Genomic DNA, 16,043 nt, shown 5'->3' with positions numbered 1-16,043 from the left:
CGTCGGGGGCGAGGGCTCGGCAGGTCGTGTCGTGAGTCTGGCGGTAGAGGTGCGCGGCCTGGTCAAGACTTACGGCCGGTTGCGGGTGCTCGATGAGGTCGACCTACAGATTCCGGCGGGCACGGTGATGGCGCTACTCGGGCCCAACGGCGCCGGTAAAACGACCACGGTGCGCATCGTGACCACTCTGCTGCGGCCGTGTGCCGGATCGGTGCGGGTGGCGGGCATCGACGTGCTGCGCGATCCGGCGGCCGCCCGTCGGCGCATCGGACTGTCCGGTCAGTACGCGGCGGTCGACGCCAACCTGACCGGATACGAGAACCTGCGCATGGTGGCGCGGCTGTACGGGATGTCGCAGCGGCAGGCCACCTCGCGCGCGGCGGAGTTGCTGAGCTCCTTCGGGTTGGACCATGCGGCGCACCGTCGGGCGGGTACCTACTCCGGTGGTATGTCGCGGCGACTCGATCTTGCCGGGGCATTGGTGGCACGGCCAGCGGTGGTGGTGCTCGACGAGCCGACCACCGGCCTGGATCCGCGTGGCCGTCTCGATATGTGGCGGGTCATAGGCGATCTCGTCGACGACGGCACCACCGTCCTGCTCACCACCCAGTACCTGGAAGAGGCCGACCAACTGGCCGACCGCATCACGGTCATCGATCGCGGGCGGGTCATCGCCAAGGGGTCGGCCGATGAGCTGAAGACCTCCATCGGCGGCGACCGGCTCACCGTCACGCTGGCCCCCGGTCAGGACGTGCTGCCCGCACTGACGATCCTCGCGCAGGTCGGCATCGGTGAGCCGACGCACGATCTGGGCGCGGACGAAGTCTCCATCGTGGTCGCCGACGGCTCCCGCACCATGGTCGAAGCGCTGCGCAGGCTCGACGACGCCGGGGTGTGTGTGGTCGACGCCGAGGTGATTCGGCCCAGTCTCGACGACGTATTCCTGTCCCTCACCGGCAGCCCGGCGCACGACCTCGAGCCGGAAATCGATGATGTACAAGAGGAGATCCTGTCTTGATGAGCACCGCAGTCGCGCACGCCGAACCGGCACCGACGGCGCACACCGAATCCCCGCAGGAGATTCGGCAGCCGCACGTCCGGATCATCCGAGACAGCGGCATCGTCGCCTACCGGAATCTGCTGACCATCCTGCGGGTCCCGACCCTGCTGGTGACCGCGACGATCCAGCCGCTGATGTTCGTATTCCTGTTCGCCTACATCTTCGGCGCTTCACTCGGCGGCGGCCAGTACCGCGAATTCCTGCTGGCCGGAATCTTCACCCAGACAGTCGCTTTCAACGCCGCCTTCACCACCGTAGGCTTGGCGGGCGATCTGGAGAAGGGCATCATCGACCGAATGCGCACGCTGCCGATGTCGCGGCTGGCGGTGCTGATGGGGCGCACGCTCTCGGATCTGGTGGTGAATATTCTGAGCGTGGCCGTCATGGTCGGCTGCGGCTATATCGTCGGATGGCGTATCAACGGCGGGATCGTCGATGCCGTGTTGGCTTTCGCGATAATTCTGCTGTTCGCATTCGCGATGTCCTGGGTCGGAGCGATCACCGGTCTGTTCTCACCCACCGTCGAAGTCGCCCAGAGTGCGGGCCTGATCTGGCTGTTCCCGCTGACTTTCATCTCCTCGGCTTTCATCTCCTCGGAATCGTTGCCCGGCCCGCTGCGCACCGTCGCCGAATGGAACCCCATCACCGCGGTTTCCGCCGCCGGTCGCAAGCTCTTCGACAACGGTGCGCCACCCGCCTTCGGCACGCCGACCGGTTGGCCCGCCGACCACTGCATCGAATACTCGGTGGCGTGTTCCCTCGCCATCCTCATCGTGGTCGTGCCGTTGGCGCTGCTGCGCTACCGCAAGGTCGCCAGTAAGTAGGTCGTAATTCATCCTCGGGCAGCACGGGATCGGCGCCCGCGGGCAAGTTCTCGGTAACCCCTTGTAGCGGCTGCACACCCGTTATACCCGGTGTGCAGCCGCCGCATGGGGTGCGCGCATTGCACTCGGGTACGAGAAAGGCCGCTTACACCGGTTGGCGCAAGCGGCCTTCTGTTGTGTCAGGCTGGTTCCGGCTCGAGGCGCTCCCGCGGCCTCCACCGGGACGTCGCCTATGGAAACCTAGACCCGGCGCCGCGTCTTCAGCAGGTCGAGCCGCTCCTTCAGCAGCTCCTCCAGCTCGTCCTTGCTGCGACGCTCCAGCAGCATGTCCCAGTGCGTGCGCGGCGGCTTGACCTTCTTGGTCTCCTGGGTGGTGCCCTCCATGAGGGTGCCCTCCTGGCCGTTGCGGCAGAGCCAGGTCGGGGGGATCTCGGCGTCGTCGGCGAAGGGAACGTCGAACTCCTCGCCGTTATCGGTCCGGTACCGAGCAATCCGTCGCGGGGCCAGGTCGTGGTCGCGATCGGTTTCGTAGCTCACCGCTCCGAGCCGACTGCCCCGGAGTACGCGATCTGCCATGGTGTGCCTCTCCCTGTGTGCTCGAGTCTTGTTGCGCTGCGACCGCGTCCCTCATCGGTCACTGCCGGATGAACGCGTGACGCTCGCTGGACCTTAGATGTAACGATCGTGCCTGCGCCAATAGTTCCCCATCGGCGTTCTGGCGAACCGTTCCATTGTAGTCGGTGTCCCGGCCATACTCCGCCACGCCCGCGCCGCGCCGATGAACCGGGGTCGCGAGTCCCATTCGGTCGGCACAACCATTAGGGTTCTGCGTCATGTCGCGCCGCTTGCTGTCCTGCTGCCTGTGGTGTGGGCGGGAGATCGTCGAATCGGAGGCCGGACGTCGTCGCCGGTACTGCCGTCAGTCCTGTCGCCAACGCGCCTACGAACACCGCAATAGTTTGAAGGGAACCGGAATTCCGGCGGATTCGGTGGTATTGAGCGCCCAGGAGGCGGCCGACCTGGCCGACCGCTGGTTCGCCGCCCGCTGCGCCGCCGAGGACGTGGCCACCGCCATCGGCGAGGGTGCCGAAACCGAAGAACTGAAGGCCTTGAGCGCCACCTTGCTGACCCTCACCCGCGAGGCCGAACGTCTCCGGTGAGCGGTCGACCGCTAGCCGAGGCTGTGCTTTTCGACCGACGTGCTCAGGCCGATGCCATTCAGGTCCAAGTACAGCAGTCGCTCGGTTATCGATAGCGTGACCGTGTTGCGGCGTTCGATCGCGGCTGCCGCGGAATCGATGAAGTCGCGATCGAAGCTGTACAGCGCAATCGCTTCTGCGCGGTGGATCCGCTTGCCGGTGAGCTGTGCGAGCACCTTGGCCGGGTCACGGTGGGTGTAGATGGCGACGCGCTCCGCCGATTTACTGCCGCGGTGGACGCGATCGGCATCGGGTGCTCCGACCTCGATCCAGGCGGTGACCCGTCCGGTGAGATCGCGCACCAGCACCGCGGGCTCGTCGGTGGACGAAACGCCGCCGTCGCTGAAGGCGATGCCGTCCTCGTATTCGAGGCAGTAGGCGAGCAGTCGCGTGACCATGAACTCGGCGGTTTCGGATGGGTGGCGCGCAACCCGCAACTCCAGCTCCTGGTAGACGCCACGGTCGACATCGGCGAGGTGGACGGCGAAGTTGTGCAGTGTCGCGCTGAGGGCCATAGGTGCAGGAGCTTAACGGTGTGGTCTACGGCACAGGCTGGATGCGATCCACGAACTGCGCCACGGCCGCGACGGTCCGCTTCAATACGCTGCTCAGCCGAGATCGTGCCCCCGTCTATGGCCTACCGACCGGAATCAGGTGTGGCATGCTCCGAACCATGCCGCCAGCAGGAGATGTCGTCGGATGCGCAGTGTCGTTGCCCGTCGCGATGACGAATATCGTCGGTAAGTATCTGTAATGTTCGCGACGCTGGATCGGCTGCGGCTGTTCAACATTCGTGAATTATTCGTGCATCTGAGCCGGACGGCGATGTCGGTCGCGGTGTTCGCGGTCTCGGCCGCGTTGCTCGTGGCGGTGTTCGGGATCTCGGGGTCTATCACGGAATCGGTGAACCGGCTCGGCGCCGATATCGCCGGAAACGCAGCGCTGGAGGTATCGGGCGTGACCGATGCCGGGTTCGGCCAGGCGCTGCAATCGGAGGTCGCGCGGGTGCCCGGGGTGTCCGCCGCCGTGCCGATGATCCGCGCCGACGTCGGGTCCGGAGGCACCCATACCCTGCTCATCGGGATTGATCCGGTCTCGGCCGCGTCCCTGCGCAGCGATCTGCAGCGCGCCGTCTCCGCGCAGACCAGTGGCGGCGCGAAGCTGCTCACGGTGCCCAACGGCGTACTGGTCGGTCCTGGCACCGGCTGGTCCGAGGGCGAAAAATTCGAGGTGGTCGATACCGCCGTCACCGTCGCGGCGGTTATCGACGGACCGGCGGCGGAGCGGCTCAACGACGGCCACTTCATCATGTCGACGCTCGGCCTTGCGCAGCGGATCACCGGTCGCACCGGCACGATCGACTCGATATTGCTGCTAGCCGCGCCCGGTTCCGACGTCGGTGTGGTGCGGTCCGCGGTCGACAATGTGGTCGCCGGGCGGGCGGTGGTGACCGACCCGAACTTCCGTGCCGCGCAGGCCGGCGGTGTCATCGCGGTGCTGCGGTCCACGACGCTGATGGCCGCCGCACTGGGCCTCGTCGTCGCGGGATTCCTTATCTACAACGCGATGAGTATGGCGATCAACCAGCGCCGCAACGTCATTTCGACGCTGCGCGCCATCGGCGGCCGCAAGCAGGTCATTGTGCGCGACCTGCTCGCCGAAGCCGCCGTGCTCGGTGCCATCGGCGGGGTACTCGGCATCGGCATCGGAATCCTTATGGGGCGCTGGACAATCGGTCTGCTGCCCGCTGCCCTCGTCCAGTCCTTGCAGGTCCGAATCGGGTACGCTCTGCCCGGGTTCACCGTACCGCTGGTACTCACCGCCTGTGTGGTCTCGTGCGTCGGTGCGGCGGCGGCTGCGGCGCGTCAGGTGTACAAAGTGGCGCCGATCGAGGCACTCGCGCCGGTCGGCGTCTCGTCGGCGGACCGGATCCACCTCTCATTGCGGATCGTCGCCGCCGTCGCCGGCGTGGGGTCTCTCGCTGTGTCGATTGCTGCCGCCACCATTGATCTCGGTCTCTGGTCGATCGGCGCGGTAGCGCTGTTCCTCGACGGCGCCGTTTTCGTCTGCTTCGCATGCTTCGATCAGCTGGTCGCGGCGACCGTCGCGGTTGCCAGGTATTTCGGCGCACCGGGCGCGCTCGCGGCGGCCACCATCGAGCGTGCGCCGCGGCGGGTCTGGGTCACCGTGATATCGGTCCTGATCGCGGTGGCGATGACGGTGTCGATCACCGGATCGAACAAGAACGGGATCGATTCGGCCGTCGACGCCTTCCGCCCGGCGGCGGCGGTGGACGTGTGGGTTCAGCCGACGTCGAACGAGGTGTTTCCGACCGGACCGCTGCTGCCCAGCGGAATCGAGCAGACGATCGCCGCGCTGCCCGGGGTCGCCGGTGTCGTGCCGGGACAGATGGCCTATGCGTCGATCAACGGGGCGAAGGTGATCGTGCAGGGTCTCGCGGCGGGAACGCGGCATCCGCTCTTCGAGTCCCTGAGTGCTTCGGCACGGGCGGGAATGTTGGCCGGCGCCGGTGTGGTGGTGTCGCGCGATATCGCGCGGACGCTCGGCGTACGCGCCGGCGACGATCTGACGATCCCGACGCCGCACGGTTTCCAGCACGTCGAGGTGCTCGAGGTGTTTTCCTATTTCTCCGCATTGACCGGATTCGTCGGCATGAGCCTGCCGCAGTTGCGACAGTGGTTCGACCGGCCCGGCTCGACCCTGCTCGAGGTGACCGTGCAACCGGGCGCGGATCGGGCGGCGGTGCAGCGTGCGATCGGTGCGGCCGTGCCGACCTCGGTGCATGTGTACTCCGGGCAGCAGGAGCTTGCCGGGACGACCGCGAGCCTGCGGCAGGCAACCGTGCTGATCACTGCCATTACCTGGATCGTCGTATTCGTCGCCGCGGTCGCCCTTGTCAATACGTTGATGCTGTCGGTGCTCGAACGCCGCCGCGAACTCGGTGTCCTCCGAGCGATCGGATCATCACGGCGCTTCATGATGCGTATGGTGCTCGCGGAGGCGGCGGCGATCGGCGTGGTCGGCGGCATCTGCGGGCTGGTCATCGGCGTGGCGAACCAATATGTGAATACGCTTGCGTTCACACATGTTCTCGGGCTGGATATAGCCTTCGGACTCACGCCGACGACTGTGGTCTTCGGGCTGGGAGCTTTGCTCTTGTGCCTGGTCGGGGCGGTTCCGCCAGCCATGCACGCGGCGCGGCTCAACATTGTTGACGCGGTCGACGTCGAATGATGCCTGACGGGTATAGCTTCGGGAAAGTTCGATCGAAAGCGGTGTCGCCGCAATCGCGTTCGTAGTCGACCGGTGCTGATTTGTTCCCAGTGCTGGTTTGCCGATGTGTTCCTGGCGTCTGGGTTACGATGCGGGCGCGGTGTCTCTGGCAAGTCGATTCAACCGGTGCCGCCCGGGCCGATGGAGGTCGATCATTCTGCGTCATGTCGCATCGCTGACCGCCCCCCGCCGCCTCCGATGACGGGCCCATGGCATGTCGAACGAGGAAAAGCTCAGGGTGTATCTGAAGCGCACGCTTGGGGAAGCGCGCGAAGCACGCAGCGAGTTGAACCGTTTGCGAGCGGAGCGCTCCGAGCCGATCGCGGTCATCGGAATGGCCTGCCGCTTTCCAGGCGGTGTTACAACATCGGCCGAGCTGTGGGAGCTCGTCGCCGGCGAGCATGATGCCATCGGCCCGTTCCCGCGCGACCGCGGCTGGGAGCTGGCCGACCTTTTCGACGCCGATCCGGATGCGCCGGGACGGAGTTACGCGCGCGAAGCCGGTTTCCTCGACGGCGCCGCCGAATTCGACGCCGCATTCTTCGGCATCTCACCGCGCGAGGCGCTCGCGATGGACCCGCAGCAGCGGGTGCTGCTGGAAACCTCATGGGAGGCGATCGAGCATGCCGGCATTGATCCGAAGGCGCTGCGCGGTAGCCGAACCGGTGTTTTCGCGGGTGCGAGCGCGAACGATTATGCGGCGCGCCTGCTCGACACCGACGCATGGCCGCAGATCGAGGGCCACTGGCTGACCGGGAGCACGATCAGTGTCGTATCCGGCCGCATCGCCTACCACCTCGGTCTGCACGGCCCGGCGCTGTCCATCGACACCGCGTGCTCGTCCTCGCTGGTGGCACTGCACGAGGCGTGTCAATCGCTGCGGTCGCGAGAGTGTGAGACCGCACTCGCCGGTGGTGTGACGGTGATGGCGACACCCGGAATGTTCCAATACTTCTCGCGCCAGCGCGGGCTCGCCGCCGACGGGCGGAGCAAGTCGTTCGCGGCCGCCGCCGACGGAGTCGCCTGGTCCGAGGGCGTCGGCGTGCTGCTGCTGGAGCGGCTCTCGGATGCCGAGCGTAACGGGCACACCGTGCACGCCGTTATTCGCGGCAGCGCGATCAACCACGACGGCGCGAGCAACGGGCTGACCGCGCCGAACGGGCTCTCGCAGCAGCAGGTCATTCGGGCGGCATTGGACGCGGCAGGTATTGCGGCGCGCGATGTCGATGTCGTCGAGGCACATGGGACCGGGACACCGCTCGGGGATCCGATCGAGGCGCACGCGGTGCTGGCCACCTACGGTCAGGACCGCGGATCGAGCCCCGCGCTGATCCTCGGGTCGCTCAAATCGAATATCGGGCATACCCAGGCGGCGGCCGGTGTCGGGGGCGTAATCAAAATGATCGAGGCGATGCGCCATCGCGTGGTGCCGAAATCGCTGCATATCGACGCGCCGAGTCCACAGATCGACTGGTCCAGCGGCGCGGTGGAATTGGCCGTCGAAGCCAGTCCGTGGGTGGTTGGCGACCGGCCGCGGCGGGCGGCGGTTTCGTCGTTCGGCATCAGCGGTACGAACGCGCATCTCATCCTCGAGGAGGCGGCACCATCGGCGTCGCGGGACTCCGACAGTGCCGCATTGCCGGTGCTGCCGTGGGTGGTCGCGGCGCGGGATTCGGCCGGACTCGCTCGGCAGGCCGCGCGGCTGCGGGATTGGGTGCGAGCCGAGCAGGACGTGTCTGTCCTCGACATCGCGTGGTCGCTCGCGAACCGATCGAGCCAGGAGCATACGGCTGTCGTGGTGGGAGCCGACCGCGCCGAACTGCTCGAAGGACTCGACGCGATTGCCGAACAACGGTCGCCGGTGGGCGCGGTCGCGGGCAAGACGGCATTCGTTTTCCCGGGCCAGGGCGCCCAGTACCTCGGTATGGGACGCGAGCTGTACGCGACGTTTCCCGCGTTCGCGGCGGCATTCGACGCGGCGGAGGCCGCGCTGGCACAGCCGATCCGCGATGTGCTGTGGGGCGAGGATTCGAACCTGGTGAACCGCACCGATTTCGCGCAGTCGACGCTGTTCGCGATCGGTGTCGCTGCCTACCGACTGGTCGAATCCTGGGGCGTGCGTGCGGATTTCGTGGTCGGTCATTCGATCGGGGAGATCGCGGCCGCCCACGCCGCCGGTGTGTTCGGCATCGCCGACGCCGCTCGGCTGGTGTCGGCGCGGGGGCGGTTGATGGCGGCGCTTCCGGACGGCGGCGCGATGGTGGCCGTGCATGCGACCGCGGCCGAGGTCAGCTCGGCGCTCGTTCCCGGCGCCGAGATCGCGGCGATCAACGGGCCGAGGTCAGTCGTGGTGTCCGGTGCGGCGGCGTCGGTCGACGACGTGGCCGCGAAACTGGAACAGCGCGGGCACAAGGTGCATCGCCTGCCGGTGTCGCACGCATTCCATTCGGCGCTTGTCGAACCGATGCTCGACGAGTTCGCGGTGACCGCCCGCGACATCGGGTACGCGGCACCGACGATGCCGATTGTCACCACCATGTCCGGCGCGACATCGGATCAGGATATGGCGACGGCGGACTACTGGGTTCGGCAGGTGCGCGAGCCGGTCGCATTCGCCGATGCGGTGCGCAGACTCGAGGACGCCGGAACCGTTCGATTCCTGGTACCGGGCCCCGACGGCGGATTGGCCGCCTTGATGGCGGATTCGGTGCGGTCGCGCGATGTGGTGTCGGTGCCGATGCTGCGCAAGGACCGCGGTGACGTCGCCGCGACGGTCGGTGCTATGGCGGCGTTGGCGCGCGGCGGTGCCGGAGTGCACTGGCCCGCGGTGCTCGACGGCAGGGGTGCGCGTGGTGTGCCACTGCCGCCGTATGCCTTTGCGCGCGAACGCTATTGGGCGGTGCCCGGGCAATCAGACCAGACACCGGCCGGACTGCGCGCCACTGGTCATCCGTTGGTGAATGCGCTGGTGGCGAACCCGGATTCGGGCGGGGTGATACTGACCGGGCAGCTGTCGATCGCGACGCAGCGGTGGCTGGCCGACCATCGGATCGGCGACCACGTCATGCTCGCCGGAACTGTCTTCGTCGAACTGGCCGTCCGGGCGGGTGACGAGGTGGGTTACCCGACCATCCGCGAGCTATCGCTCACCGCGCCGCTGTATCTGCCCGACGATGGCGGCGTGGTCGTCCACGTGATCGTCGGCGCGACGAGCGAATCCGGTGATCGGGCGGTGTCGGTGTACGCGCGGGCCGACAAGTCAGTGGACGACTGGACCCTGCACGCGCTCGGCACGCTCCTGCCCGCTGACCACACGGCGGCGGTCGAACCGTTCGCCTGGCCACCCGCAGACGCGGACCCGGTCGATCTGACCGGCGCGTATGGCAGGCTCGCCGCCGACGGGTACCGATACGGCGACGCGTTTCGCGGCCTGACCGCGGTGTGGCAGCGCGGCGATGAACTGTTCGTCGAAGCGGCACTGCCGGATGCGGTGGATGCGAGTCGATACGGATTACATCCGGCTCTGCTCGACGCGGTTCTGCACGCGCACTTGGTGACACGTCCGGCCGATGATGGCGTACTCCTGCCGTTCGGGTGGGAAGGCGTGAGGCTGCATGCATCCGGTGCGGCGGCGGTGCGCGCACGGATCGCGCCGACGGCGAACGGCGCGATGGTGGTGCAGATCGCGGATCCGCAGGGTAATGCGGTGCTGTCGATCGGCGAGTTCACGGCATGGCCCGCACCGACCGAACGCATCGTGGCTCCTCGGGCGGCACTGCTCGGCGTCGAATGGCAGCCGAGGCGGATATCCGCGACGCCGGTGTCGTTTGGCGAGTGGGAGCGGCTCGGCGATGGCGCGCTGCCGGCCGTGGTCGTCGCGGACCTTCGAACGATCGCGGCCGACACCGTCACGGCCGTTCACGCGACAACGCGGACGATATTGGCTGTCCTGCAACACTTCCTGGGCGACCAGCGCTTCGTCGAGAGTCGTCTCGTGGTGCTGACGCACGGTGCCGTGTCGGTCGCCGACACCGATCCGGTGGATTGCGCCGCGGCCGCGGTCTGGGGACTCGTGCGGTCGGTGCAGGCGGAAGAGCCCGGCCGCATCACCCTGGTCGACACCGCCGTAGCGGACCTCGCCGAGATCGTCGCTGTCGCCGTGGCTTCGAAAGAACCGCAGCTCGTACTGCGGGACGCGACAGTGTACGTGCCGCGGCTCGCCCGCACCGCCACACCGGCCGAGCGGTTGTCGCCGGACCTGACGACCGGAACGGTGCTGATCACCGGCGGCACCGGCGGACTGGGTGCGGTCGTCGCGCGCCATCTCGTGCGGGAGTACGGCGTTCGGCATCTGCTGCTGGCGAGCCGCGGCGGTGCGGCGACGCCGGGTGCAAGGGAGCTACAGGCCGAACTGAGCGAGGCTGGGGCCGACACGCGGATCGTCGCGTGCGATGTCGCCGATCGCGCCGCCGCCGCCGAGATCTTGTCGTCGATCCCCGCCGACCTGCCGTTGATCGGTGTCGTGCACGCCGCCGGTGTGCTCGCCGATGGTGTGCTCGAGTCGCTGGGGCCCGACCAGCTGGATCGCGTGCTGCGGCCGAAGGTCGATGGTGCCTGGCACCTGCACACGCTCACCGGCGACTTGCGCCTGTTCGTGCTGTTCTCGTCGGCGGCGGGCGTCGTCGGTTCACCCGGGCAGGCGAATTACGCTGCGGCGAATGGGTTTCTCGATGCCCTCGCCCGGCATCGCCACACGACCGGTTCGGTGGCGACCTCGATCGCGTGGGGACCGTGGACCGCCGACCAGGGAATGACCGCCACGCTCGGAGCGAGTGACACCGCCCGCATCCAGCGCCTCGGGTTCATGCCGATGTCGCGGCGCGACGGTCTGGCATTGTTCGATGCCGCGATCAGTTCAGGCCGCCCCGAAGTAGTTGCCGCAGGTCTCGATACGCGGACCAGCCAGGATCGACTACCGATCTGGCAGACCATCGCACCCGCCCGACGACCCGCGGCGCGGGCCTACCGTCACCCCGCCTATACCGACGGCGGTGCGGGAGACCAGCTTTCGTCGATACTCGAGCTCGTCCGCGCCGAGGCCGCGACGGTGCTCGGACACCGAGGTCCGGACAGCGTCGATCCCGACCGGAACTTCCGCGACCTCGGGTTCGACTCGCTGACAGCGCTCGAGGTCCGCAACCGTCTCAAGGAGACGATTGGGCTGACGCTGCCTGCGACGGTGATCTTCGACTACCCCACACCTACCGCGCTTGCCGAGCACGTACGCGAACGGCTCGGCGGCGCCACCGAGCCGAACCGCACCGATGCGGTGCGCTCCGTCGAGCTGGCGGAACCGGTCGCGATCGTCGGTGTGGGATGTCGCTATCCCGGCGGCGTCGGATCTCGGCAAGACCTGTGGCAGGTGGTCGCCGACGGACGCGACGTGATCGGCGAGTTCCCCACCGATCGGGGTTGGGCCGAGAACATCTACGACCCGGATCCTGACGCGCAGGGCAAGTCCTACACCCGCGCCGGTGGATTCCTCTACGACGCCGGTGATTTCGATGCCGCATTCTTCGGAATCAGTCCGCGCGAGGCGCTGGCGACGGACCCGCAGCAGCGCATTCTGCTCGAGGTGGCGTGGGAGGCGCTCGAGGACGCGGGGATTGATCCGATGTCGTTGCGGGGCAGCGATACCGGCGTATTCGCGGGCGTCATGTACCACGACTATGGGGCGCCGACACCTGCCGGATCGCTGGTGACCGGCCGCGTCGCCTACTCGTTGGGACTGCTCGGACCGGCCGTTTCGGTGGACACGGCATGTTCGTCCTCGCTGGTCGCCATGCACCAGGCGTGCGCGGCTTTACGTATGGGGGAGTGCGGTCTGGCCTTGGTCGGCGGGGTGACGGTGATGAGCACACCGGCTGTGTTTGTGGAGTTTTCGCGTCAGCGTGGTTTGTCGCGGGATGGTCGGTGTAAGTCGTTTGCTGCGGGGGCTGATGGTGTGGGTTGGGGTGAGGGTGCGGGTGTGTTGGTGTTGGAGCGTTTGTCGGATGCTCGGGCTAGGGGTCATCGGATTCTTGGTGTGGTTCGTGGGAGTGCGGTGAATCAGGATGGTGCGTCGAATGGTTTGACGGCGCCGAATGGTCCGTCGCAGGAGCGGGTGATTCGGACGGCATTGGCGAGTGCGGGTTTGTCTCCGGCTGATGTGGATGTGGTCGAAGGGCATGGGACTGGTACGCGGTTGGGTGATCCGATTGAGGCGCAGGCGTTGCTCGCCACCTACGGTCAGGGTCGGAGTGAGCCGGTGTGGTTGGGGTCGATCAAGTCGAATTTGGGGCACACGCAGGCGGCTGCTGGGGTGGCTGGGGTGATCAAGGTGATCGAGGCGATGCGGCGTGGGGTGATGCCTGCGACGTTGCATGTGGATGTGCCGTCGTCGCATGTGGATTGGTCGGTTGGGGATGTGCGGTTGTTGACGGAGGCTCGGTCGTGGGAGTCCGTAGGTCGGCCGCGGCGGGCTGGGGTGTCGTCATTCGGGATCAGTGGGACGAATGCGCATGTGATCGTGGAGGAAGCCCCTGCGGAAGTCGTGTCGCCGGTAGTTGGAGACGGGTTGGTGTCGCCGAAAGCTGGAGACAGGTTGGCGCCGCCAGTAGTTGGAGACAGGTTGGTGTCGCCGGTAGTTGGGGGCAGCGCGGCGTCGCAGGCGGGGGCTCGGCGGGCGCTGCGGGCGGGGACCGAATCGCCGCTGCTGGAATCGGGGACCGAATCGCCGCAGCTGGAACCGGGGACGGGGTTGGTGTCGTCGCGAGCGGATGCTGGATCGCCGTTGCGGGCTGGAGTGGGGTTGGCGGTGGTGCCGTGGTTGATTTCTGGGCGGTCTGCTGAGGCTGTTGTGGCGCAGGCGGATCGGTTGTCGGTGTTGGGTGATGGGGTGTTGTCGGGGGAGGTGTCGGTGTTGGATGTTGGGTTTTCGTTGGCGACGACGCGGGCGCATTTGCCGTGGCGGGCGGTGGTGTTGGATCGGTCGGAGTTGGGTGGGGTGCTGCCGCGGCGTGTGGTTGGTGGGAAGACGGTGTTCGTGTTTCCGGGGCAGGGTGCGCAGTACGCGGGGATGGGTCGCGAGCTGTTTGACACGTTTCCGGTTTTCGCGGATGCGGTTCGTGAGATTTGTGATCCGGCATGGCTTTTCGCGCCGGAAACAGACCTGGATCGTACGGATAATACGCAGTTGGGTGTTTTTGCGGTCGAGGTCGCACTGGCACGTCTGCTCGAGTCGTGGGGTGTGACACCGGATTTGGTGATCGGGCATTCGGTCGGTGAGATCACCGCCGCGTATGTGGCCGGGGTGTTGTCGCTCGAGGATGCGGTGCGTTTGGCGACTGCGCGTGGCCGGTTGATGGCGGCGTTGCCGGCGGGTGGGGCGATGCTGGCCGTCCAGATCGGTGGGGCCGAGGCGATCGGTGGGGCTGACGTGATCGGTAGGCCCGGTGAGCTGGGTAAGGCCGGTGAGGTCGGGAGGGCCAGTGAGGCCCGTGAGATAGGGAAGGCCGGTGAGGTTGGGAGGGTCGGTGAGGTAGGGATGGCTGGTGAGGTGGGGAAGGTCGGTGAGTTTGGGGGGATCGGTGAGGTTGGCGCGGTTGGTGACTTGCCGGATGGGGTTTCGGTTGCGGCGGTCAATGCGCCGGGGTCGGTGGTGGTGTCGGGTCCGGAGGCGGGTATTGCCGAGCTCGAGGCGCGCTGGGCGGACCGGCGTACCCGCCGTCTGGCGGTCAGTCACGCCTTCCATTCGGTGTTGATGGACCCCATGCTCGATGAATTCGCCGCGGTGTGCGGGGAACTCGTGTGGCAGCAGCCTCGGATTCCGATTGCGTCGAATGTGACTGGTCGGCTGGAGTCGGAGTTGTTGGTGGATCCGGGGTATTGGGTGCGCCACGTGCGTGAGCCGGTGCGGTTTGCTGACGGCATCGCCGCGCTCCGGCAGGCCGGTGGCACCCGGTTCCTCGAGGTGGGGCCGGATGCGGTGCTAGCGGGGTTGATCGATGCGGAGGCAGTGGTCGCGGTTCAGCGTCGTGGGCGTGGTCAGGTCGAGACTCTCGTGCGTGCGGTTGCCCAAGCGCATTGTGCGGGTGTCGATGTCGACTGGTCGCGGTTCTATGCCGGGACCGGTGCCCGGCGGGTTGATCTGCCGACGTATCCGTTTCAGCGGCAACACTACTGGCTCACCTCCTCCGAGGCGTTCGGTGACCTCGGCAGCCTGGGGCTCACCGAGGTGGACCACCCGATCCTGCGCACCATGGCGGGTGTTCCGGGCGGCGATCTGGTGTTTACCGGTCGCTTGTCGGTGGCAGCGCAGCCGTGGGTGGCCGATCACATGATCGGTGACTCGATCGTGTTGCCCGCTGCGGCCTTGGTGGAATTGGTGATTCGCGCGGGCGACGAAGCCGGGTACGGGCAGCTCGAGGAATTGACACTGCAGGCACCTGTACTGCTATCGCAGGGCGGTGGGGTCGCGGTACAGGTGGTGCTGCGCGAGCGGTCGATTTCGGTGTACTCGCGACCGGACCGCTCTGATGCCGAATGGGTCCTGCACGCCGAGGGTGAGATGGCAGTGCGCCCGCCCGTCGTGGCCGGTTTCGAGACGGGTGCCTGGCCACCGCCGGGCGCGACCGAAGTGGACGTTCGCGCGGGCTACGGGCGGCTGGCCGCGGCGGGATATGGATATGGCCCCGCATTCGCTGGTGTGCAACGTCTTTGGCGGCTCGACGATGTTCTGTACGCGGATATCGCGCTGCCCGATTCGGTCGATGTCGCCGGGTTCGGCATCCATCCGGCAATGCTCGACGCCGTCGTGCACGCGCGGGTGCTTGGCGCGGAAGAGACACCGTCCGATAACGAAGTGATGTTGCCGTTCGCGTGGGAAGGCGTGGCGCTGCTGGCGACTGGTGCCAGGCAGCTGCGGGCCCGGATTGGCGTGACCGGCAGTGCCGCCGGAAGATTCGAGGCATTCGATGCCTCGGGGCGTGCGGTGGTGTCGGTGCGCCGCTTGGCTGCGCGGCCCGTCCCGCTCGCGCAGCTGACGCACGACGTGGTGTGTCGATCGTCGGGCCTGCAGGCGCTACGTTGGATAGCGGTGCCGGATCACGGCGACGAGAGCACTGTGCCCGTCCTGGGTCTGGCCGACGCGCTTGCGCTCGTCGCGGGCACAGCGGACATTCCTGCCGTACTTGTCGTGGAATGCGTTGCCCCGGTGGACGCTACCGATGTCGTGGCCGAGGTGCACGCGTTGCTCGGTGACGTATTGCGGCTCGTGCAGCGGTTGGTCGCCGACGAACGATTCGGCCACTCGAAGCTGGTGCTGCTCACGCGCGGCCTGCCTGGAAGCGCGGTGCGGGGGCTGCTGCGGTCCGTGCAAGCGGAGGAGCCGGGGCGAATCACGGTGGTGGGCCTGGACGGTGCCGCACAGGGTGTCGATTTCGCGCACCTATCGACGCTGGGCGAGCCGGAACTGTCCCTACGTGACGGTGCGGTCTTCGTTCCGCGGCTGGCCGCCGCCGAAACTGATGCGCTGGTGCTGCCGGAGGGGGACTGGCGGCTGGCTGTGGCGAACAGTGGTGTGTTGGATGGCGTTGGGTTGGTGAGTGATTCACCTGGCGGCGGTGA

Annotated in this window: 6 protein-coding genes and 1 pseudogene; 5 read left to right on the top strand and 2 right to left on the bottom strand. The window is 67.3% G+C overall.

The genetic code is table 11. The features are described from left to right. Nucleotides 1-31 precede the first annotated feature (31 nt). A complete protein-coding gene (locus tag ACIBG0_RS34625) occupies nt 32-1,018 on the top strand; it encodes an ATP-binding cassette domain-containing protein (RefSeq protein WP_397038497.1) in 987 nt (328 codons plus the stop codon). 83 nt (nt 1,019-1,101) lie between these two features. Next, nucleotides 1,102-1,884, top strand: a complete 783-nt coding sequence (locus tag ACIBG0_RS34620; RefSeq protein ID WP_397038664.1) for an ABC transporter permease — start codon at nt 1,102-1,104, stop codon at nt 1,882-1,884. A gap of 240 nt (nt 1,885-2,124) precedes the next feature. Here ACIBG0_RS34620 and ACIBG0_RS34615 read toward each other — a convergent pair whose 3' ends face one another. Further along, the gene (locus ACIBG0_RS34615; protein WP_387293736.1) at nt 2,125-2,460 is read right to left on the bottom strand and encodes an RNA polymerase-binding protein RbpA; all 336 of its coding nucleotides are present in this window, start codon (nt 2,458-2,460) and stop codon (nt 2,125-2,127) included. A 257-nt stretch (nt 2,461-2,717) separates the two neighbouring features. On the opposite strand from ACIBG0_RS34615, the gene ACIBG0_RS34610 reads away from it, so the two are divergent. Then, entirely contained in the window at nt 2,718-3,044 is a 327-nt protein-coding gene (locus tag ACIBG0_RS34610; protein ID WP_397038495.1) for a hypothetical protein, read from the top strand. An 11-nt stretch (nt 3,045-3,055) separates the two neighbouring features. Here ACIBG0_RS34610 and ACIBG0_RS34605 read toward each other — a convergent pair whose 3' ends face one another. Further along, the gene (locus ACIBG0_RS34605; RefSeq protein WP_397038493.1) at nt 3,056-3,598 is read right to left on the bottom strand and encodes a YaeQ family protein; all 543 of its coding nucleotides are present in this window, start codon (nt 3,596-3,598) and stop codon (nt 3,056-3,058) included. Between the two features lie 238 nt (nt 3,599-3,836). On the opposite strand from ACIBG0_RS34605, the gene ACIBG0_RS34600 reads away from it, so the two are divergent. Further along, a complete protein-coding gene (locus ACIBG0_RS34600; protein WP_397038491.1) occupies nt 3,837-6,338 on the top strand; it encodes an FtsX-like permease family protein in 2,502 nt (833 codons plus the stop codon). A gap of 352 nt (nt 6,339-6,690) precedes the next feature. Next, nucleotides 6,691-16,043, top strand: a pseudogene (locus ACIBG0_RS34595) (type I polyketide synthase); the annotation flags it as partial.

The organism is Nocardia sp. NPDC050630 (genome assembly GCF_044457245.1).
Lineage (GTDB): Bacteria > Actinomycetota > Actinomycetes > Mycobacteriales > Mycobacteriaceae > Nocardia.
Note: the sequence above shows the minus strand (reverse complement) of the source record. Positions and strands in the feature narration are given on the sequence as shown.

What these genes read in the sequence shown, in the direction of transcription:
- ACIBG0_RS34615 (WP_387293736.1), bottom strand. Translation starts at nt 2,460, where the DNA reads ATGGCAGATCGCGTACTCCGGGGCAGTCGGCTCGGAGCGGTGAGCTAC.
- ACIBG0_RS34605 (WP_397038493.1), bottom strand. Translation starts at nt 3,598, where the DNA reads ATGGCCCTCAGCGCGACACTGCACAACTTCGCCGTCCACCTCGCCGAT.
- ACIBG0_RS34610 (WP_397038495.1), top strand. Translation starts at nt 2,718, where the DNA reads ATGTCGCGCCGCTTGCTGTCCTGCTGCCTGTGGTGTGGGCGGGAGATC.
- ACIBG0_RS34600 (WP_397038491.1), top strand. Translation starts at nt 3,837, where the DNA reads ATGTTCGCGACGCTGGATCGGCTGCGGCTGTTCAACATTCGTGAATTA.